Raw genomic sequence first — 20,056 nt, forward strand, 5'->3', positions numbered from 1 at the left:
CTCAGAGTGTGAAACGCAAGTTCAATTTTCCCGGGAACGCGTCACGCTGGGAGCACAGCGCAGGACCAACACCTAGTGGGCCCCGCGACGACGCGGGCCGGAGGGACAGCGATGGGTAGGACACTCGCGGAGAAAGTCTGGGACGACCATGTCGTCCGCCGCGCCGAAGGCGAACCTGATCTGCTTTTCATCGATCTCCACCTCCTGCACGAGGTGACCAGCCCCCAGGCGTTCGACGGGCTGCGGATGAACGGCCGGCGGGTGCGCCGTACCGACCTCACCATCGCCACCGAGGACCACAACACCCCGACCCTCGACATCGACAAGCCGATCGCCGACCCGGTCTCCCGGACCCAGTTGGAGACGCTGCGCAAGAACTGCGCGGAGTTCGAGGTGCGGCTGCACCCGCTCGGTGACGTCGAGCAGGGCGTGGTGCACGTGGTGGGGCCGCAGTTGGGCCTGACCCAGCCCGGCACCACCGTGGTCTGCGGCGACTCGCACACCTCCACGCACGGCGCTTTCGGCGCGCTGGCGTTCGGTATCGGCACCTCGCAGGTCGAGCACGTGCTGGCCACCCAGACGCTGCCACTGGCCCCGTTCCGCACGATGGCGGTCACCGTCGACGGCGAACTGCCCGACGGCGTCACCGCCAAGGACCTGATCCTCGCGGTGATCAGCCGGATCGGCACCGGCGGCGGCCAGGGCTACGTCATCGAGTACCGCGGCTCGGCGATCGAGAAGCTCTCGATGGAATCCCGGATGACCGTCTGCAACATGTCGATCGAGGCGGGCGCCAGGGCGGGCATGATCGCCCCGGACCAGACCACGTTCGACTACCTGGAGGGCCGCGCACACGCCCCCAAGGACGCCGACTGGGACGCGGCCGTCGCGTACTGGAAGACGCTCAGGACCGACGACGACGCCGTCTTCGACCACGAGGTGCGGATCGACGCGGCCGAGTTGGCGCCGTTCGTCACCTGGGGCACCAACCCGGGCCAGGGCGCGCCGCTGAGCGCGTCCGTGCCGGACCCGGCGTCGTACGCCGACGCCAGCGACCGGATCGCCGCCGAGAAGGCCCTGGAGTACATGGGTCTGACCGCGGGGCAGCCGCTGCGCGAGGTCGCCGTGGACACTGTCTTCGTCGGCTCCTGCACCAACGGCCGGATCGAGGACCTGCGCGCGGCCGCCGCCGTCGTACAGGGCCGCCGGATCGCCGACGGGGTACGGATGCTCGTGGTCCCCGGCTCGGTGCGGGTGGCGCTGCAGGCCGTCGAGGAGGGCCTGGACAAGGTGTTCACCGCGTCCGGCGCCGAATGGCGGCACGCGGGTTGCTCGATGTGCCTGGGTATGAACCCCGACCAACTCGCGCCCGGCGAGCGCTCCGCGTCCACCTCGAACCGCAACTTCGAGGGACGGCAGGGCAAGGGCGGCCGTACCCACCTGGTCTCCCCGCAGGTGGCCGCCGCCACCGCGGTGCTCGGCCACCTCGCCTCGCCCGCCGACCTGTCCGACGCCCCTGTCCTGACGGAGGTCTGAGCCGCCATGGAAGCCTTCACCACCCACACCGGCCGGGCCGTGCCGCTGCGCCGCAGCAACGTGGACACCGACCAGATCATCCCCGCGCACTGGCTGAAGAAGGTCACCCGCAACGGGTTCGAGGACGGCCTGTTCGAGGCGTGGCGCAAGGACGACTCGTTCGTGCTCAACGCGCCGCAGTACGCGGGTGCCACCGTCCTGGTGGCCGGCGCCGACTTCGGCACCGGCTCGTCCCGCGAGCACGCCGTCTGGGCGTTGCAGAACTACGGCTTCAAGACGGTGATCTCGTCCCGCTTCGCGGACATCTTCCGCGGCAACTCGCTGAAGAACGGGCTGCTGACAGTGGTGCTGCCGCAGGAGACCGTCGAGGAGCTGTGGCAGCTCGTCGAGGCCGACCCGACCGCGGAGATCACCGTGGACCTGGTTGCCCGCGAGGTGCGTGCCGACCGCCCGCAGGGGCCGCTGACCGCGCCGTTCGAGTTGGACGACAACGCCCGCTGGCGGCTGCTGGAAGGGCTGGACGACATCAGCCTGACGCTCGCCAACGAGCCGGACATCGCCGCGTTCGAGAGCACGCGGCCGTCCTGGAAGCCCAGTACCGCAAGGGTCTGACGCCCCTGGCCGGACCTTGGTCCGGCCGCCGCACGCACCGCGCAAGCGCCCCTCACGTCCTCGTGGGGGGCGCTTTCGCGTGTCCGGACGACCCGGACACCACCCCGCCATGGGTACTGGAAAACAGGCTCGGAACACCCGGTTGGCCCTGTCGCGCTCGACAACTCGCCGCAGATGGCACAATCGACGCATGGAACGCGACGGCCAACTGGAGCTCTACGGGGTCCTCGCCGCGCGTTTGAAGCAGGCGCACGCGCGTGTCGCCAATCCCGAAGTCCCGGACGGGACAAGGCGGGAGTTGACCCGGCGACTGCTCGCGGTGACCGCGGTGGCGAAGCACGATCTCGCCGACGCGGCACGGCGCCTGGAGGTGTTAACGGCTGAGTTGGACGAGCTCGGAATCCCCGATCACTGATCACGCGGAGTACCGAGTTCGTTGCGGCACAAGGGTGATTCGCCCGTTTCGTATTTGATTTGCGGTATATATCCGCCTAGCGTGCGAAATCAGCCCGTACTCATTCGCCGGGCAAGTTTCCGAAGGGGAAGACGTGAACAAGGCGCAGCTCGTAGAAGCGATTGCCGACAAGGTGGGCGGCCGGCAGGCCGCCGCGGACGCGGTTGACGCGGTTCTCGACGCGATCGTCCGCGCGGTGGTCTCCGGTGACCGGGTCTCGGTCACCGGGTTCGGTTCGTTCGAGAAGGTCGAGCGTCCCGCCCGTTACGCTCGCAACCCCCAGACCGGGGAGCGGGTCCGGGTCAAGAAGACCTCCGTGCCGCGGTTCCGTGCGGGGCAGGGCTTCAAGGACCTGGTCAGCGGGTCGAAGAAGCTTCCGCGTGGCGGCGAGGTCGCGGTCAAGAAGGCGCCCAAGGGCAGCCTGAGCGGCGGTGCCTCCACCACCGCCCGCACCGCGACGAAGAAGGCCGCCGCGAAGAAGGCGACCACCGCGCGGAAGGCGGCCACCGCCAAGACCGCGGCCGCGAAGAAGACCACGGCGGCCAAGAAGGCCACCGCGAAGAAGGCGTCCACCGCGAAGAAGTCCGCCACGAAGAAGGCCACCACCGCGAAGAAGGCCGCTGCCAAGAAGGCGCCCGCCAAGAAGACCACCGCCAAGAAGGCGCCGGCCAAGCGCTCCGCCCGCAAGACCGCGAAGCGCGCCGCCGCCAGGTGACAGCCGCGTTACGGCTCCACCGCTCCACCCGCTCCACCCGCTTCACCGCGCCGGGCCGGGCCCCCTTCCCACGGGGCGCCCGGCCCGCGCTATTTCGCGTCCGCGTCCGCGGGTCGGACGGGGCCGGGTCAGGCCGGGTCGGGACCCGAGTCCGGGAAGGTCTGCAGGGTCAGGAACGTCACGCGGCGGGCCGTACCCGCGCCTTCGGTGCGGATACGGACCCGCTGGCCCGGGCGCAGCAGCAGCAGCCGCCCCGCGTCGAACGCCGCGGCGTCGAACTCCAGCGGTGTGCCGTCGTCCAGCAGCACACTGCCGGCGCGGCTGACGGGATCGAAGGTGAACGCGGTGGCCTGCATACGGGCAAGCCTAAGCGTTCCGCCCGGGATGCCCGGTCCCGTGAGTTGCCGGACCTTCCGGTCCGCGGTTGGCTTGTCGCGCAGCTCCCCGCGCCCCTGGTCCTGTGCGGCTCATTCCGCGAAAAGAGGGCCACACACCAAGGGGCGCTGGGGGCACCTCCCAGGCGAAGCTCTGGGGGTGGGGGTACCTCCCGGCGAAGCCAGGGGGAGAACTGCGCGAGCAACCCACCACCGACAGGTGGTCCCGGAACCGGCAGGACTACCCGCCCTGGGGGGTCAGGCTCGCCGCCGCCGCTGCCGTGTGCGGGCCGACGCCCAGCGCGAGCGCAACTGCGAGGTCTTCCAGGGTGTCCACGTCCTGCCGCACCGAAGGCGCCGCGGGGAGCGTGATCTCGGCGGCCCCGGACGCGAGGTGCCGCGCACGGGACGCCCCGCCGAACCCGGGAGCAAGCGGCAGATACGGCACCGTGGTGAGCAACGTTGTCCCCACGCCGGTCGCATCGGCGAGGAACGCCCGCTCACAGGCCCCCGCAGCCGCGCGCAGCACTTCCGCCAGTTCCCCCGGCCGCAAGGCCGGGAGATCGCCGTTCAGGGCCGCGACCGGAGCATGCGGCCGGCGCGCCCTGACCGTCTCCGCGCCGTGCCGCAGCGCCGCGTTCAGCCCGGCGGCGGGGGAGTCCGCCACGACGAAGGCGCCGAGCCCGGCGAGTTCGGCACCGGCGGTCGCGTCGTCGGTGACCACCGTGACGTCCTCGACCTCGGCGCAGGCCAGCGCGGCGCCCACCGTGTCCAGCGCGAACGCCAGTGCCAGCGCGGGTCGTACCGCCCCCGCCGCCGCCAGCCTGCTCTTGGCCACCGCGAGCGGCTTCAACGGCACGACCAGCGACCACCTCGCCTCATCCACGTCGTCCATTGTGCGGGCCACCACCGACAACGCCGCCGGGCCCGGGCGCGGCCGGCCCCGTGGAACCGTCGGGCGCCCGGTACCAGCCCGGTAGCAGCCCGGTGGCAGAGGTGCCCCGCCGGACGTGAACCGCTGGCGTTAACCTCTCGGTAGCCGCGATCCTTGAGCGGCGCCACCGGCAACGAAGAGGAGTCCCGGGTGTCCCGCCGCAGAATCGGTTTCTGGTACCGCCTGGCGGCCGCCATCGCCAAGCCGCCGCTCATCGTGCTCTTCAAGCGGGACTGGCGCGGAATGGAGAACATTCCGGCCGAGGGAGGATTCCTCACCGCGGTGAATCACAACTCCTACCTCGACCCGCTGCTGTACGCGCATTTCCAGTACAACACCGGTCGGCTTCCGCGCTTCCTGGCGAAGGCGGCGCTGTTCAAGCCGTTCTTCGTCGGCGCGGTGATGCGCGGCACCGGGCAGATCCCGGTGGTGCGGGCCACCGCCGACGCCGCGGCGGCGTACCGCTCGGCGGTCGAGGCGGTCAACAAGGGGGAGTGCGTGGCGTTCTACCCCGAAGGCACCCTCACCCGGGACCCGGACCAGTGGCCGATGGTCGGCAAGACCGGCGTCGCCCGCGTCGCGCTGCTCACCCGGGCACCGGTGATCCCGATCGCCCAGTGGGGCGCCAACGAGTTCCTGCCGCCGTACGCGAAGAAGCCGAGCTTCCTGCCGCGCAAGACGCACCGCGTGCTGGTCGGCCCGCCGGTCGACCTCAGCGCCTGGTACGGCAAAGAGCCCACCGCCGAGGTGCTGCGCGAGGTCACCGGGGCCATCATGTCCGATGTGAAGCAACTCCTGGCGGAAGTCCGCGGCATCCCCGCCCCGGACGGCCTGTACGACCCGCGCAAGGCGGCCAAGGACGCCAAGGGCAACGACGGCAAGGGGGCGGCGTGACGGCTCGCTGCGCCGTGTACGGCACCGGGTCCTGGGGCACCGCGTTCGCGATGGTGCTGGCCGACGCGGGCTGCGAGGTGTCCTTGTGGGGGCGCCGGCCCGACCTCGCCGCCGCCATCAACACCACCCGGATCAACCCGGAGTACTCCAGCGAGATCACGCTGCCGCCGGCCGTGACGGCGACCACCGACCCGGCCGAAGCCGCGGCCGGCGCCGAATTCGTCTTCCTGGCCGTGCCGTCGCAGGTGTTGCGCGCCAACCTCGCCGACTGGGCGCCCCTGATGCGTCCCGACGCGGTCCTGGTCAGCCTGATGAAGGGCGTCGAACTCGGCACCGCCAAGCGGATGAGCGAGGTGATCGAGGAGGTCGCCAAGGTCGATCCGGCCCGCGTCGCGGTGCTGACCGGCCCCAACCTCGCCCCCGAGATCGCCGCCCGCCAGCCCGCCGCCGCGGTGGTCGCCTGCCGTGACGAGTCCGCCGCCCGCCGCATCCAGACCGCCTGCCACACCGCGTACTTCCGGCCGTACACCAACACCGACGTGACCGGGTGCGAACTCGGCGGCGCGGTGAAGAACGTGATCGCGCTCGCGGTCGGCATCGCCGGCGGCATGGGCATGGGCGACAACACCAAGGCGTCCCTGATCACCCGCGGCCTCGCCGAGACCACCCGGTTGGGCCTGGCGATGGGCGCGGACCCGTACACCTTCGCCGGCCTCGCCGGGATGGGCGACCTCGTCGCCACCTGCTCCTCCCCGCTGTCCCGCAACAACACCTTCGGCCACAACCTCGGCCGCGGCATGAGCCTCGCCGAGACCATCGCCGCCACCAGCCAGACCGCCGAGGGCGTCAAGTCGTGCGAGTCCGTCGCCGACCTCGCCCGCAGGCACGGCGTCGACATGCCGATCACGGAGACCGTGGTCGACATCGTGCACAACGGGAAGTCACCCGTCGTGGCCGTCAAGGAGTTGATGTCACGTTCCGCGAAACCCGAACGGTAAGGTCAACGCGACATGAGCAACCTGCCATCGCCCCAGAGCCCGGATCAGCACTCCGAGCGGCCGAGTTACGACCGCAAGCCGCGCGTCGCCGTCGTGTTCGGCGGGCGCAGCTCCGAGCACGGCGTGTCCGTGGTGACCGCGGCCAGCGTGCTGCGCGCCATCGACCGCGACAAGTACGACGTCCTGCCGATCGGCATCACCACCGAGGGCCGTTGGGCGCTCACCGCCGACGAACCCGAGCGGATGGCCATCGCCGAGCGGCGGATGCCCAGCGTCGAGCAGGTCACCGACCACGACGGCGCGGTCCTGCTGCCCGTCGACCCGGGCAACCGGGAGGTCGTCTACACCGAGGTCGGCGCGGTGCCGAAGGCACTCGGCGAGGTCGACGTCGTCTTCCCCATGCTGCACGGCCCCTACGGCGAGGACGGCACCCTCCAGGGGCTGCTGGAACTGTCCGGCGTGCCGTACGTCGGCGCGGGCGTGCTCGCCTCCGCGGTCGGCATGGACAAGGAGTACATGAAGCGGATCTTCACCTCGTTCGGGTTGAAGGTCGGCCCGTACACGGTGATCCGCCCGCGCGAGTGGGAGCAGGACCAGGCCGCCGCCCGCCGCAAGGTGCTGGACTTCGCGCAAGTGCACGGCTGGCCGCTGTTCATCAAGCCGACCCGGGCCGGCTCGTCCATCGGCATCAGCAAGGTCGAGGGCCCCGACGAACTCGACGCCGCCCTCGCCGAGGCCCGCAGGCACGACCCGAAGGTGCTCGTCGAGGCGCTGCTGCGCGGACGCGAGATCGAGTGCGGCGTGCTGGAGTTCGCGGACGGCCCGCGCGCCTCGGTACCCGCCGAGATCCCGCCGGCGTCCAGCAGCGACTTCTACGACTTCGACGCGAAGTACATCGACTCCGCCGAGGGCATCGTGCCGGCCCCGCTCACCGAGGAGCAGACCGAGCGCGTACGGCGGCTGGCCGTCGAGGCGTTCGAGGCCGCGTCCTGCGAGGGCCTGGTCCGCGCGGACTTCTTCCTGCTGGACAGCGGGGAGTTCGTGATCAACGAGATCAACACCATGCCCGGCTTCACCCCGATCTCGATGTACCCGCGGATGTGGCAGGAGAGCGGCGTCGGCTACACCGAACTGATCGACCTGCTCATCCAGGCGGCGCTGCGCCGTTCCACCGGCCTGCGCTGACCGCGGCGCCGGCCCCGACCCGCCGTCCGCACCGATCCCCGCCGAGCCGAGCGTGCCGCGCTCAGATTCCGGCGGGGATCGTGTGCTTGACCGCCGAGGCCAGATCGGTCAGCGGCCCGAGGTCGGTGGCGTACTTCTTCGGCAGCACCACCTCGACGTACGCCTTGCGCAGCGTCGTGGTCAACCGGAAGGAACCGTCCGACTGCGGTTCGATGGACCAGCCGACACCGTCGACCTCCACCCCGTCGGTGTTCACCGAGTCGTCCGCGGCCGGACGCGGCACACCGCAGCGCAGCACGATCGTAGGATCACCCCATCCGGCGGTCAGCGGGGACACCGGCTTGAGATCATGGCCGGGCAGTCCGTTGACCTTCTTCGGCAACTGCGCGTGCAGCGCCTTGCAGTAGGCGGTGACCTGGGAGCCCGGAACCGGGACGGCGACCGACTCGTCGTCGCCACCGGAAGCGGTGAACACGTAGACCGCCGCCGCGGACAGGCACGCGGCGGCGGACACGGAGATCAGCACGACCCGGCGGTAGAACATCACCGGGAAAGCATAGGGAGAGCCCCGCTTTCAGGGCTCGGCGGGGGCTATATATGGACGACCGGGCAGGTCAGCGTACGGGTGATGCCTTCCGCCTGCTGGACCTTGGCGACCACCATGCGGCCGAGTTCGTCGACCGTGTCGGCCTGGGCGCGGACGATGACGTCATAGGGACCTGTGACGTCCTCCGCCTGAATGACTCCGTCGATCTTGGAGATCACCTCCGCTACTGCCGAGGACTTCCCGACCTCGGTCTGGATCAGGATGTACGCCTGTACCACGGAACCTCCAGGGCGGCTTCGAGGATCATGTGGGAGGGGAGACGCCACGTTATCGCGTCGCCGCGCGCAGCGGGGAGACCCGCGCGGTACCAGACCCCCGTATTGGCGGGAAACACGCAGTGGAACGGACCGGAGCACGGGCACCGGCCGAGAATCGAGGGGACGACGATATGAAGGGGACTGTGGGCGAGCTGGGGGAGTTCGGGCTCATCAGGGAACTGACCTCCCGCCTCACCTCTACCCCCGCGGTGCAGATCGGCCCCGGCGACGACGCCGCCGTGGTCGCCGCACCCGACCGCCGGGTGGTGGCCACCACCGACGTGCTCCTCGAAGGACGGCACTTCCGCCGCGACTGGTCCACCGCCTACGACGTGGGCCGCAAGGCCGCCGCGCAGAACCTCGCCGACATCGCGGCCATGGGCGCGGTGCCCACCGCGGTGCTGCTCGCCCTCGTGGTGCCCGCCGAACTGCCCGTCACCTGGCCGGTCGAGCTGATGGACGGCATCAGGGACGAGTGCCAGGTGGCCGGTGCGGCGGTGGTCGGCGGCGACGTGGTGCGCGGCGACACCATCACCGTGTCCATCACCGCCCTCGGCGACCTGCGCAACCGCGCCGCCGTCACCCGCGCCGGCGCCCGCGCGGGCAACCTGATCGCCGTCACCGGCTGGCTCGGCTGGTCCGCCGCGGGACTCGCCGTGCTCTCCCGCGGGTTCCGCTCGCCGCGCGCCTTCGTCGAGGCGCACCGCCGGCCCGAGCCGCCGTACCACGCGGGCCCGGCCGCCTCGGAGCTCGGCGCCACCGCGATGACCGACGTCAGCGACGGCCTGGTCGCCGACCTCGGCCACATCGCCGCCGCCAGCGGCGTGGACATCGACCTGCGCTCCGCCGCCATCGACGTACCCGCGCAGATGACGGACATCGGCCAGGCGGTCGGTGTCGATCCGCTGCACTGGGTGCTCACCGGCGGCGAGGACCACGCCATCGTGGCCGCGTTCCCGCGCGACGTGAAACTCCCGGCCCGCTGGCGGATCATCGGCGACGTCACCGCGCCCGCCGGACGCACCCCGCGGGTCACCGTCGACGGCGCTCCCTGGGACAAGGCCGGCGGCTGGGACCACTTCGGGTCCGACGCGTGAGCGGCCCGGACGCGCCCGGCGCCACGAGTGAGCCGGCCGCGCCCCGGCAGCCGCGCACCGCGCCACCGCGGGTGCTGACCGTCGCCGGCTCCGACTCCGGCGGCGGCGCGGGCATCCAGGCCGACCTCAAGACGATGCTCGCGCTCGGCGTGCACGGCATGAGCGTGCTCACCGCCGTCACCGCGCAGAACTCGCTGGGGGTACAGGGCGCCTGGGAACTGCCGGTCGACGCGGTCCGCGCGCAGTTCCGCGCCGTCGTCGACGACATCGGGGTGCAGGCGGTCAAGACCGGCATGCTCGCCTCCGCGGCGACGGCCGTCACCGTCGCCGACCTGCTCGACGGGCTCGACCGCGACGTACCCGTGGTGGTCGACCCGGTCGCCGTCTCCAAGCACGGCGACGCGCTGCTGGGCGAGGAGGCGGTCGACGTGGTGCGCGGCCGGCTGCTGCCGCTGGCCACGGTGGCCACCCCGAACCTCGACGAGGTGACCCGGCTCACCGGTGTCGTGGTCGCCGACGAGGCGGGGATGCGCGCGGCGGCCCGCGCGGTGCTCGGGTACGGCCCGCGCTGGGTGCTGGTCAAGGGCGGGCACCTGCCCGGCGCCGAGCGGCACGCGGAGGCCGTGGACCTGCTCTCCGACGGCCGCACCGAGCGGTGGTACCGCGCGCCCCGGTACGCCAACCGCCACACCCACGGCACCGGCTGCACCCTGGCAAGCGCGCTCGCCTCGTACCTGGCGCTGGGGCACGACGTGCCCGCGGCGGTCGGCTACGCCAAGGAGTACGTCAGGGGCGCCATCGAGGCGGGCTTCCCGCTCGGGGCGGGCATCGGCCCGGTCGACCACGGCTGGCGGACCCGCACCGGGGAACGCTGAAAAGCCGATCCACCGTGAGGTGGATCGGCTTCAGGTAGCCACCAGGACTGCGCTGCGGTCAGCGCGTGACCTTGCCGGCCTTGATGCACGAGGTGCAGACGTTGAGGCGCTTCGGCGTCTTCCCGACAACCGCACGCACGCGCTGGATGTTGGGGTTCCAACGACGCGGAGTACGGCGGTGCGAGTGGGAGATGCTGTTGCCGAAGCCCGGCCCCTTGCCGCAGACGTCGCAGTTAGCAGCCACGGGTCACTCCAAAGACTTCAGATGCTCAGATGCATTTACGGTGAGAAAACCCGGGAGAGCCCCAGGCAACCGGAGCAGCATACAACGACCGCTCCCGTAGAACGAAACTACCACGGTCCGGACGCCCTCCCGGCCGGTGGCCGCCCGGACTCCGCCGGTGACCACCCGGTGACCGTACGGGAGATCGGCAGGTGACGGCCAGGTTGCCGGCAGGGAGTGCGCCCGCCGGCCGCCGGACGCCCGCACCACCCGGCCGTCGCCTTCTGCCCGTCCTCCCGCCCGGCAGTACGCTCACCAGCAGCCCCACCCCAGGACGCCGGAACCCCGGCCCCCGACGCCCGGACCGCCGACTTCCGAACCGCGCCGGCCGCAGAACCGCCCGACGTCCGAACCGCCTGACCGCCGAACTCCCGACCCCGGCGCCCCCGGTGCCCCGCAAGGAGGACCTGTTGCCCCCCACGCTCGACGCGGCCGCGGTGCGTTCCTGGTGCCGGCTCTCGCTACGGGCGCTGGGGCGGGCCCGCGAGGAGATCGACGCGATCAACGTCTATCCCGTCGCCGACGGGGACACCGGCACCAACCTCTACCTGACCGTCGAGTCGGCCGCGCAGGCCGTCGAAGCGGTCTTCGACGCGCACGCCGCCGGCCGTGCCGACCCCGACGGCGCCCCCGCGCCCACCCTCACCGAGGCGTTCCGCGCCCTGTCGCACGGGGCCCTCATCGGCGCCCGCGGCAACTCCGGCACCATCCTCGCCCAGTTGCTGCGCGGCGTGAACGAGGCGCTGGCCGCGCCTCCGGGACCGGACGGCCGGATCGCGGCGGACGACCTGCGCCGCGCGCTCGCGGCCGCCGCGGAGGCCGGTTACGCGGCCGTGGCCCGGCCGGTGGAGGGCACCATGCTCACCGTCGCCACCCGCGCCGCCGAGGCGGCCCGCGCCGCCGAGGGCGGCATGACCGAGGTGGCACGGGCCGCCCACGCCGCCGCCCTCGCCGCGCTGGCCGCCACCCCCGGCCAACTCGGCGCGCTGCGCAGGGCCGGAGTGGTGGACGCGGGCGGCCTCGGCCTGGTCGCGCTGCTCGGCGCGCTCTGCGAGGTCGTCACCGGCGAGCCCCCCACCGACCGGCCGGTCTCCGGCACGGGCACCTCCTTCCGCCACGCGCACGCCCACGGACCGGGAGCGGGCGACCCCGACGCCGAGCCCTGCGCCGACGGTTCCGCGTTCGGCGCCGACGGACCCGCGTTCGAGGTGATCTTCCTGCTGGAGGGCACCGACGCCACCGTGGACGGGCTGCGCGGCCGGCTCGACGCGCTCGGCGACTCACTGGTCGTGGTCGGCGGCGACGGCCTGTGGAACGTCCACGTCCACGTGGACGACGTCGGGGCCGCGCTGGAGGCCGCGATCGACGCCGGGCGGCCGTACCGGATCAGGGTCACGCACTTCGGCGACCAGGCCCGGCGACCGCGCGGCGAGCGAGCCGTACGGGCCGTGGTCGCCGTCGTCCGCGGCGACGGCCTCGCCGAACTGTGCGGCCAGGCCGGCGCGACCGTGGTCGCCGTACGCCCGGGGGAGCGGCCCGCCAGCGGCGAGATCGCCGCCGCCATCCGCCGCGCGCACGCCCGCGAGGTCGTCCTGCTGCCCAACGACACGGAGTTGCGGCACGTGGCGGGCGCCGCCGCCGAACAGGCCAGGGCCGACGGCGTACGGGTCGCCCTGATCCCCACCCGCTCGGCCGTGCAGGGCCTGTCCGCGCTCGCCGTCCACGAGCCGAGCCGCCGCTTCGACGAGGACGTGGTCGCCATGACCGCGGCCGCCGGCGCCACCCGCTACGCCGAACTCGCCGTCGCCGAGCACCAGTCCTGGACCACCGCCGGGATCTGCCAGGCCGGCGACATCCTCGGCCTGATCGAGGACGACGTCGCCGTCATCGGCGCCGACCTCGCCGAGACCGCGGTCGCCACGCTGGAACGGATGCTCACCGCCGGCGGCGAACTCGTCACCCTCGTCCTCGGCCCCACCGCCCCACCCGACCTCGCCGACCGCCTCCGCGCCCACGTCCACGACCACCACCTCGCGGTCGACACGGTCACCTACGAAGGCGGCGACACGGCCACCCCTCTCCTCATCGGCGTGGAGTAAGGCCCCGACGGGCAGGTGGGACCGGTTCCCGGAGCGGGCGACCGCAAATCGGGTGGAGTAGCGAGGGCCCTACGGGCGGTGAGGACCGGTTCCCGGAATGGGCGCCCCGTGACGTGGGAGCCGTTGGTGGGGTGGGTGCCGTGAGGTGGGAGCCGTTCTTACGTGTTGGGCACCCGCTCAACCCCTTTTTTGCCGCCGGCTCGCCTCCGGGCGCTGAGATCCGGTGTCGACAGTCGATCGTGCTCGATCCTTCGTTCCTCAGGATCTCCGCGCGTTCTCCTTTTCGACACCGGCGCGCCCTTTGGCTCGCCGGCTACAACGGCGAACCGTTCTTACGCGTGGGCGCCCGGTCTGGGGCCGCGAAGCGTAAGAACGGCACCCGCGGGACAGCGCCACACGTGCGAGTGGGGCACGCCCGTCACTGTGCCTGCGCCGTGTGGCTTGTGCCGTTGTCGGCGCGGTGCGCAAAGATTGGGCGTGATGACTGGGAACCCGTTGGACGACCCGCTGCGCAAGCTCGTCGGTGACCGTACGGCCAAGGTGCTCGACGAGCACCTCGGGCTGCGCACGACGGGGGATCTGCTGCACCACTACCCGCGGCGGTACGCGGAGCGCGGCGAGCTGACCCGGCTGGCGGACCTGCCGGTCGACGAGTACGTCACCGTGGTCGCGCAGATCGCGAAGGCGGACAAGCGGACGTACGGCGGAGGGTCCGGGGTGCGGTTGGAGGTCGTGGTGACCGACGGCAGCGGCTCGCTCACCCTGGTCTTCTTCAGCAAGGCCGCGCACGCCCACGCGCACCGGCTGCTGCCCGGCCGCCGCGGGATGTTCTCCGGCAAGGTCTCGGTCTTCAACCGCACCCGGCAACTCGCCCACCCGGACTACCAGTTGCTCGACGCGGAGGCCGACGACGGCCCGGACGCGAAGGACGCGGTCGACGCGTTCGCGAACCGGCTGATCCCGCTGTACCCGGCGGTGAAGCAGATCACGTCCTGGCGGATCGCCCAGGCCGTGGACACCGCGATCGACTCGCTCGGCGCGATCGGCTGGGCCGGGGTCGGCGAGCCGCTGCCGGCGGAGCTGCGGGCCGGGCGGGATCTGGTGGCGCTGCCCGAGGCGCTGGAGAAGGTGCACCGGCCGCGCACCAAGCGGGACATCGAGGTGGCCCGGCAGCGGCTGAAGTGGGACGAGGCGTTCGTGCTCCAGGTGGCGCTGGCCCGGCGCCGGGCCGACGAGTCGGCGCTGCCCGCGGTGCCGCGGGTGCCGGGTGAGGACGGGCTGCTGACGGCGTTCGACGGGCGACTGCCGTTCACGTTGACCGAGGGCCAGCAGGCGGTGTCGGCCGAGGTTTTCGCGGACCTGGCCACCGACCACCCCATGCACCGGCTGCTCCAGGGCGAGGTCGGCTCCGGCAAGACCCTGGTGGCGCTGCGCGCGATGCTCGGCGTGGTGGACACCGGCGGCCAGGCGGCGATGCTCGCGCCGACCGAGGTGCTCGCCCAGCAGCACCACCGCTCGATCACCGAGATGATGGGCGACCTGGCGGAGTCCGGCATGCTCGGCGGCTCCGAACTGGGCACCAAGGTGGTGCTGTTGACCGGCTCGATGGGCGCGGCGGCCCGCAGGCAGGCGCTGCTCGACCTGATCAGCGGGGACGCGGGCATCGTGATCGGCACCCACGCCCTGATCGAGGACAAGGTGAAGTTCCGCGACCTGGGGCTGGTGGTCGTGGACGAGCAGCACCGCTTCGGGGTGGAGCAGCGCGACGCGCTGCGCGCGAAGGCCGAACAGCCGCCGCACCTGCTGGTGATGACGGCCACCCCCATCCCGCGCACGGTCGCGATGACGGTCTTCGGCGACCTGGAGACCTCGGTGCTCGACCAGTTGCCCGCCGGGCGCTCCCCGATCGCCACCCACGTGGTGCCGGCCGAGGAGAAGCCGCACTTCCTCGCCCGGGCCTGGGAACGGGTCCGTGAGGAGGTCGAGTCCGGCCACCAGGCGTACGTGGTCTGCCCGCGGATCGGCGACGAGGAGGACGCGAAGGCCGCGGGCGGCAGCGGGAAGGCGAGCGGGAAAGCGAGTGGCAAGGCGGCCGCGAAGGGCGCCGCCGACGAGGGCGAGGAGCGCCGCCCGCCGCTGGCCGTGCTCGATGTCGCCGACCAGCTCGCCAAGGGCCCGCTGAGCGGCCTGCGGGTCGAGGCGCTGCACGGCAGGATGGCCCCCGACGCCAAGGACGACGTGATGCGCCGGTTCGCCGCCGGCGACGTCGACGTGCTGGTGGCGACCACCGTCATCGAGGTGGGGGTCAACGTGCCGAACGCCACCGCGATGGTGATCATGGACGCCGACCGGTTCGGTGTCTCCCAGCTGCACCAGCTGCGCGGCCGGGTCGGCCGCGGCAGCGCCCCCGGGCTGTGCCTGCTGGTCTCCGAGGCGCCCGAGGCGAGCCCGGCCAGGACCCGGCTCGACGCGGTCGCCCGCACCCTCGACGGCTTCGAGCTGTCCCGGATCGACCTGGAGCAGCGCCGGGAGGGCGACGTGCTCGGCCAGGCCCAGTCCGGCAGCCGCTCCAGCCTGCGGGTCCTCGCCGTCATCGAGGACGAGGACGTGATCGCCGCGGCCCGCGACGAGGCCACCGCGCTGGTCGCCGCCGACCCCGACCTGGCCGGACGCCCCGACCTGCGCAGCGCGCTGGAGAGCCTGCTCGACGCGGACCGCGAGGAGTACCTGGAGAAGGGCTGACGACCCGGCGCACCAGGTCGTACGCCGGAAGCGTTCAACTGCCGCCTCCCGGGGCCGCGACCGCCCGGACCGCGATCCCCGGGCGGCGCCCGCACACCCGACGGGTAGGGTCGGAGCTGTGAGCAAGTCATGACCCGCGTGATCGCCGGAGCGGCCGGCGGCCGGCGGCTGGCCGTCCCCCCGGGCAACGGCACCCGCCCCACCTCCGACCGGGCCAAGGAGGCGCTCTTCTCCACCTGGGAGTCACTGCGCGGCACCCTGGAAGGGGCCAGAGTGCTCGACCTGTACGCGGGTTCGGGCGCGGTCGGCCTGGAGGCGCTGTCCCGCGGCGCCGCCCACGTCCTCCTGGTCGAGGCGGACCCGCGCGCCGCCCAGGTGGTCCGGGAGAACGTCACCGCCCTGAAGCTGCCCGGCGCCGAGGTGCGTCCGGGCCGCGCCGAGAAGGCGGTGGCCGGGCCGCCGTCCGGCCCCCCGTACGACACGGTTTTCCTCGATCCGCCCTACGACGTGCCGGACGACGAGCTGCGGGAGATCCTGCTCACACTCCTGGCCAACTGCTGGTTGACCACGGACGCACTCGTCACCGTGGAACGCAGGACGCGCGGCGGTGTCTTCGGCTGGCCCGACGGCTTCGCCGGGCTGCGCTCGCGCAAGTACGGCGAGGCGACTCTTTGGTACGGTCGCGCCGCCGAAGTTACCGCCGGGTCATGAAGTCGTGCGCCCGGCAGCGCAGATGCGGGTCGGCCCGGCCCGCACGAGTCCCTGTGAGCCCGCCATGAACCGCAGCACCCGCCCGACCGGTACGGAGAGCGAGGAGCCAGTTTTGCGCCGCGCAGTCTGTCCGGGGTCCTTCGACCCCATCACCAACGGACACCTCGACATCATCGCCCGAGCCTCCCGGCTGTACGACACCGTGTACGTCGCCGTGATGATCAACAAGGCCAAGCAGGGCCTGTTCGACATCGACCGGCGGATCGCGCTGATCGAGGAGGTCACCGCGGACCTCGGCAACGTCCGGGTGGAGTCCTTCCACGGCCTGCTCGTCGACTTCTGCAAGCAGCGCGAGATCCCCGCCATCGTCAAGGGGCTGCGGGCGGTCAGCGACTTCGACTACGAGTTGCAGATGGCCCAGATGAACATCGGCCTGTCCGGCGTGGAGACGCTCTTCGTGCCCACCAACCCCGCCTACAGCTTCCTGTCCTCCAGTCTGGTCAAGGAAGTCGCCCAATGGGGCGGCGACATCTCCCACTTGGTCCCCCCACCGGTCCTCGACGCGCTCAACGCCCGGCTCCGGCAGCAGTAGGCTTTGCCGCTGTGGACGTCCAGAAGAAGCTCGATGAGATCACGGCGACCGTCACCAGTGCCCGGTCCATGCCGATGTCGGCCTCCTGCGTGGTGAACCGGGCCGAACTGCTCGCGATGCTCGAAGAGGTCGCCGCGGCGCTCCCGGACTCTCTGTCCCAGGCCCAGGAACTCCTCGGCGACCGCGAGCAGATGGTCCAGCAGGCCCGCGCCGAGGCGCAGCGGATCATCGAGTCCGCGCACGCCGAGCGCGGCTCCATGGTCTCGGACACGCAGATCGCCCGGCAGTCCCAGGACGAGGCCGAGCGGATCATCGCCGAGGCCCGCCGCGAGGCCGACGAGATCCGTGCCGAGGCGGACGACTACGTCGACAGCAAGCTCGCCAACTTCGAGGTGGTCCTCACCAAGACCATCGGCTCGGTCGACCGGGGCCGCGAGAAGCTGCTCGGCCGCGACCCGTACGCCGAGGACGGCCAGGGCGGCGCGGGCTTCGCGGAGGACGACCCGGAGGCCCCCGAGCGCAGCTCCGACCCGGAGACGCTGCGCCGCCGCGCCGACGAGTACGTCGACACCAAGATGCGCGCCTTCGAGGCGGTGCTCAGCAAGACCCTCCAGGCGGTCGGCCGGGGCCGGCTCAAGCTCACCGGCCACAACCCGATCGACGACCTCGCCGCGCAGATGGCCGCCGCCGACGCGGCCGAGGGCGGCCCCGAGGTCCACCGGCAGTCCGACGACGAGTTCATGGCCGGCCTCGCCGCGCCCTCCGCCGACGGCCAGGCCGACCTGTCGCAGTACGGCTACACCCCGGCCGCCGCCGCTGCCGCGCAGCCGGCCCCTCCGCAGCAGGCCGAGCCGGGCTACGACGCCGAGCCGGGCTACGACGCCGAGCCGGGTTACGAGCCCGACCCCGCCTACGGCTACCAGCAGCAGGACATGTACGCGCAGCAGCCCCAGCAGGGCGCCTATCCGCAGGTCCCGCAGCCGCTGCCGCCCCAGCAGGGCCAGCAGGAGTACGCGCAGGCCGGCTACGACCCGTACGGCGGCCAGCAGCAGGGCTACGACTACCCCCAGCTGGGGGTCGCCCCGACGGAGGCCGGGGGATACGACCCGCAGTACCCGCAGCAGCAGCCGCAGATCCCGTACCAGCAGCAGGGCCAGGAGTACGGCCAGCAGCAGCCGGGCCAGCAGCCCGGGCAGCAGCCCGCCGCGCTGGACGAGACCAGTTTCTTCGACACCGGGATGATCGACCTCAACCGGCTCCGGGAGCTGGAACAGGGGTTGTGAGCAGCCCGCCGAGCAGGGGCTGAACCCTCCGGGACCGCTCTGTTTGGGTCCGGGCGAAGTGTCCAGTATCCTGTTGGCTCCAGCCGTGTCACGCACCGGCGCTTCGGCCTGCCCGTCCATCCGGGCCCCCTCACCGGGGTTCGCGCGGACGCGGCCGTATCGTTGCAGGCCGTACCGATGAAAGCAGGAAGCCCTGAACACCCGCCTCGACCACCGCAACCCCCTCGTGTTCGACACACACGAGCTGGGTCGGCGTCCTGGTGCGATGAAGAAGGTCTCCCGCACGGTCTCCGCGCCCAAGGACCTCGGCATCGCCGATGTCATCTGGGTGCCGGAGGGCAATGACGTCGAGCTGGAGCTCCGCCTGGAGTCGGTCATGGAGGGTGTGCTGGTCACCGGCACCGCCCATGCACCGCTGACGGGGGAGTGCACCAGGTGCCTGGAGCCGCTAGAGCGCGAGCTGGACGCGGAGTTCCAGGAGATGTTCTCCTACCCCGACGCCGACACCCGGACCGCCCGCAGGGACGAAGCCGGTGACGACGCCGCGGCCTCCGAGGAGGACGACGTGCTGTATCTCGAGGACGACCTGTTCGACCTCGAACCCGTGCTGCGGGACGCGGTGGTGCTCGCACTGCCCATGCAGCCGGTGTGCCGGGAGGACTGCCCGGGCCTGTGCTCCCAGTGCGGAGCGCGGCTCGCCGACGACCCGGACCACCACCACGAGGCGACCGACATCCGTTGGGCCGCCTTGCAGGACTTCCAGCAGAACGGCACCGGAGACGGTGCCGACGAGAACCAGGAGAAGTAGCCGTGGCTGTTCCGAAGCGGAAGATGTCGCGCAGCAACACGCGCCACCGCCGTTCGCAGTGGAAGGCTGCGCCCGTGAGCCTGGTGGCATGCGAGCGCTGCCACGAGCCGAAGCTCCAGCACATCGCGTGCCCGAGCTGCGGCACCTACAACCGTCGTCAGGTCCTCGAGGTCTGATCGGCAGGTGACAGGCTCAGTGTCCTCCACGTCCTCCACGCCCGACGCTCCGGTGTCGAAGAAGGCCGCCACGGACAAAGCCTCGTCCCACACGCTTCTGGAAGGGCGGCTCGGGTACCACCTCGAGCCCGCCCTTCTGGTGCGTGCGCTGACCCACCGCTCGTACGCGTACGAGAACGGCGGGCTGCCCACCAACGAGCGGCTGGAGTTCCTGGGGGACTCCGTGCTCGGCCTGGTGGTCACCGACACCCTTTACCGCACCCACCCCGATCTCCCCGAGGGCCAGTTGGCCAAGCTCCGGGCAGCGGTGGTCAACTCGCGGGCCCTTGCCGGGGTCAGTCGCGGGCTCGACCTGGGCGCGTTCATCCGGCTCGGCCGTGGTGAAGAGGGAACCGGTGGACGGGACAAGGCATCCATCCTGGCGGACACCCTCGAAGCGGTCATCGGCGCGGTCTATCTCGACCAGGGCCTCGACGCGGCTTCGGCTCTTGTCCATCGACTCTTCGACCCCCTGATCGAGGAGTCCTCCAATCTCGGCGCCGGCCTGGACTGGAAGACCTCTCTCCAGGAACTCACCGCCGCCGAAGGTCTCGGCGTCCCCGAGTACGTCGTCTCCGAGTCCGGCCCCGACCACGAGAAGACCTTCACGGCTGCCGCCCGCGTCGGTGGTGTCGAGTACGGCACCGGCACCGGCCGCAGCAAGAAGGAAGCGGAGCAGCAGGCCGCGGAAGCGGCATGGCGCTCCATCCGAGAAGCGTCCAACTCGCCTGCGGGCTGACCCGCGTCTCATCCGCCGGGCGGGCTGATCCTCATCAGCCCGCCCG

Annotated in this window: 22 protein-coding genes; 17 read left to right on the forward strand and 5 right to left on the reverse strand. The window is 72.0% G+C overall.

The features are described from left to right. The first annotated feature begins 111 nt into the window (after positions 1-111). From leuC to OG370_RS30630, 4 genes are all read left to right on the forward strand, one after another. Positions 112-1,536, forward strand: a complete 1,425-nt coding sequence (gene leuC / locus OG370_RS30615) for a 3-isopropylmalate dehydratase large subunit (RefSeq protein WP_328469911.1) — start codon at positions 112-114, stop codon at positions 1,534-1,536. A gap of 6 nt (positions 1,537-1,542) precedes the next feature. Then, on the forward strand, positions 1,543-2,148 hold the full coding sequence (gene leuD / locus OG370_RS30620; protein ID WP_328469913.1) for a 3-isopropylmalate dehydratase small subunit: 606 nt from the start codon (positions 1,543-1,545) through the stop codon (positions 2,146-2,148). Positions 2,149-2,338: 190 nt separating this feature from the next. Beyond that, positions 2,339-2,563 (forward strand): hypothetical protein, encoded by a 225-nt coding sequence (locus OG370_RS30625; RefSeq protein ID WP_328469915.1) that lies wholly within the window; start codon positions 2,339-2,341, stop codon positions 2,561-2,563. A gap of 133 nt (positions 2,564-2,696) precedes the next feature. After that, positions 2,697-3,317 carry an HU family DNA-binding protein gene (locus OG370_RS30630; protein ID WP_328469917.1) on the forward strand — a complete coding sequence of 207 codons (621 nt, stop codon included), beginning with the start codon at positions 2,697-2,699 and terminating at the stop codon, positions 3,315-3,317. Between the two features lie 128 nt (positions 3,318-3,445). Here OG370_RS30630 and OG370_RS30635 read toward each other — a convergent pair whose 3' ends face one another. Then, entirely contained in the window at positions 3,446-3,673 is a 228-nt protein-coding gene (locus OG370_RS30635; protein ID WP_328469919.1) for a hypothetical protein, read from the reverse strand. Between the two features lie 259 nt (positions 3,674-3,932). After that, entirely contained in the window at positions 3,933-4,586 is a 654-nt protein-coding gene (gene cofC, locus OG370_RS30640; RefSeq protein ID WP_328469921.1) for a 2-phospho-L-lactate guanylyltransferase, read from the reverse strand. Positions 4,587-4,775: 189 nt separating this feature from the next. Here cofC and OG370_RS30645 point away from each other — a divergent pair, with 189 nt between their 5' ends. Genes OG370_RS30645 through OG370_RS30655 form a run of 3 tightly spaced genes read left to right on the forward strand, consistent with a single transcriptional unit; the run spans position 4,776 to position 7,702 of the window. Next, a complete protein-coding gene (locus OG370_RS30645) occupies positions 4,776-5,519 on the forward strand; it encodes a lysophospholipid acyltransferase family protein (RefSeq protein ID WP_328469923.1) in 744 nt (247 codons plus the stop codon). Further along, on the forward strand, positions 5,516-6,517 hold the full coding sequence (locus OG370_RS30650; RefSeq protein WP_328469924.1) for an NAD(P)H-dependent glycerol-3-phosphate dehydrogenase: 1,002 nt from the start codon (positions 5,516-5,518) through the stop codon (positions 6,515-6,517). The genes OG370_RS30645 and OG370_RS30650 overlap by 4 nt, the downstream gene beginning before the upstream one ends. 12 nt (positions 6,518-6,529) lie before the next feature. Next, on the forward strand, positions 6,530-7,702 hold the full coding sequence (locus OG370_RS30655; protein WP_328469926.1) for a D-alanine--D-alanine ligase family protein: 1,173 nt from the start codon (positions 6,530-6,532) through the stop codon (positions 7,700-7,702). A gap of 61 nt (positions 7,703-7,763) precedes the next feature. Here OG370_RS30655 and OG370_RS30660 read toward each other — a convergent pair whose 3' ends face one another. After that, entirely contained in the window at positions 7,764-8,246 is a 483-nt protein-coding gene (locus OG370_RS30660) for a DUF3515 domain-containing protein (protein WP_328474574.1), read from the reverse strand. Positions 8,247-8,293: 47 nt separating this feature from the next. Beyond that, positions 8,294-8,527 (reverse strand): Lrp/AsnC ligand binding domain-containing protein, encoded by a 234-nt coding sequence (locus tag OG370_RS30665; RefSeq protein ID WP_328469928.1) that lies wholly within the window; start codon positions 8,525-8,527, stop codon positions 8,294-8,296. Positions 8,528-8,697: 170 nt separating this feature from the next. On the opposite strand from OG370_RS30665, the gene OG370_RS30670 reads away from it, so the two are divergent. Further along, positions 8,698-9,663: a thiamine-phosphate kinase gene (locus OG370_RS30670; RefSeq protein WP_328469930.1), complete on the forward strand. Its 966-nt coding sequence runs from the start codon at positions 8,698-8,700 to the stop codon at positions 9,661-9,663. A 71-nt stretch (positions 9,664-9,734) separates the two neighbouring features. Next, entirely contained in the window at positions 9,735-10,538 is an 804-nt protein-coding gene (thiD, locus tag OG370_RS30675) for a bifunctional hydroxymethylpyrimidine kinase/phosphomethylpyrimidine kinase (protein ID WP_328474576.1), read from the forward strand. Positions 10,539-10,596: 58 nt separating this feature from the next. Here the strand turns inward: thiD and rpmB are convergent, their stop codons facing one another. Beyond that, positions 10,597-10,782, reverse strand: coding sequence for a 50S ribosomal protein L28 (rpmB, locus tag OG370_RS30680; RefSeq protein ID WP_093737864.1), 186 nt, complete (start codon positions 10,780-10,782; stop codon positions 10,597-10,599). A gap of 449 nt (positions 10,783-11,231) precedes the next feature. On the opposite strand from rpmB, the gene OG370_RS30685 reads away from it, so the two are divergent. From OG370_RS30685 to rnc, 8 genes are all read left to right on the forward strand, one after another. Continuing rightward, positions 11,232-12,920: a DAK2 domain-containing protein gene (locus OG370_RS30685; RefSeq protein ID WP_328469936.1), complete on the forward strand. Its 1,689-nt coding sequence runs from the start codon at positions 11,232-11,234 to the stop codon at positions 12,918-12,920. Positions 12,921-13,400: 480 nt separating this feature from the next. Then, positions 13,401-15,662, forward strand: a complete 2,262-nt coding sequence (gene recG, locus OG370_RS30690) for an ATP-dependent DNA helicase RecG (protein WP_328469938.1) — start codon at positions 13,401-13,403, stop codon at positions 15,660-15,662. Between the two features lie 129 nt (positions 15,663-15,791). Further along, the gene (gene rsmD / locus OG370_RS30695; protein ID WP_328469940.1) at positions 15,792-16,373 is read left to right on the forward strand and encodes a 16S rRNA (guanine(966)-N(2))-methyltransferase RsmD; all 582 of its coding nucleotides are present in this window, start codon (positions 15,792-15,794) and stop codon (positions 16,371-16,373) included. A gap of 112 nt (positions 16,374-16,485) precedes the next feature. Continuing rightward, positions 16,486-16,965 (forward strand): pantetheine-phosphate adenylyltransferase, encoded by a 480-nt coding sequence (gene coaD / locus OG370_RS30700; protein WP_328469942.1) that lies wholly within the window; start codon positions 16,486-16,488, stop codon positions 16,963-16,965. Positions 16,966-16,976: 11 nt separating this feature from the next. After that, a complete protein-coding gene (locus OG370_RS30705; RefSeq protein ID WP_328469944.1) occupies positions 16,977-18,248 on the forward strand; it encodes an ATP synthase F0 subunit B in 1,272 nt (423 codons plus the stop codon). Between the two features lie 193 nt (positions 18,249-18,441). Next, positions 18,442-19,056, forward strand: a complete 615-nt coding sequence (locus OG370_RS30710) for a YceD family protein (protein WP_328474577.1) — start codon at positions 18,442-18,444, stop codon at positions 19,054-19,056. A 2-nt stretch (positions 19,057-19,058) separates the two neighbouring features. Continuing rightward, complete coding sequence (rpmF, locus tag OG370_RS30715) at positions 19,059-19,232, forward strand: 50S ribosomal protein L32 (RefSeq protein WP_069465182.1); 174 nt, start codon at positions 19,059-19,061, stop codon at positions 19,230-19,232. A gap of 7 nt (positions 19,233-19,239) precedes the next feature. Then, positions 19,240-20,010 (forward strand): ribonuclease III, encoded by a 771-nt coding sequence (gene rnc, locus OG370_RS30720; protein WP_402446665.1) that lies wholly within the window; start codon positions 19,240-19,242, stop codon positions 20,008-20,010. Positions 20,011-20,056: the final 46 nt, after the last annotated feature.

Origin of the sequence: Streptomyces sp. NBC_00448, assembly GCF_036014115.1 — a bacterium.
GTDB lineage: Bacteria > Actinomycetota > Actinomycetes > Streptomycetales > Streptomycetaceae > Actinacidiphila.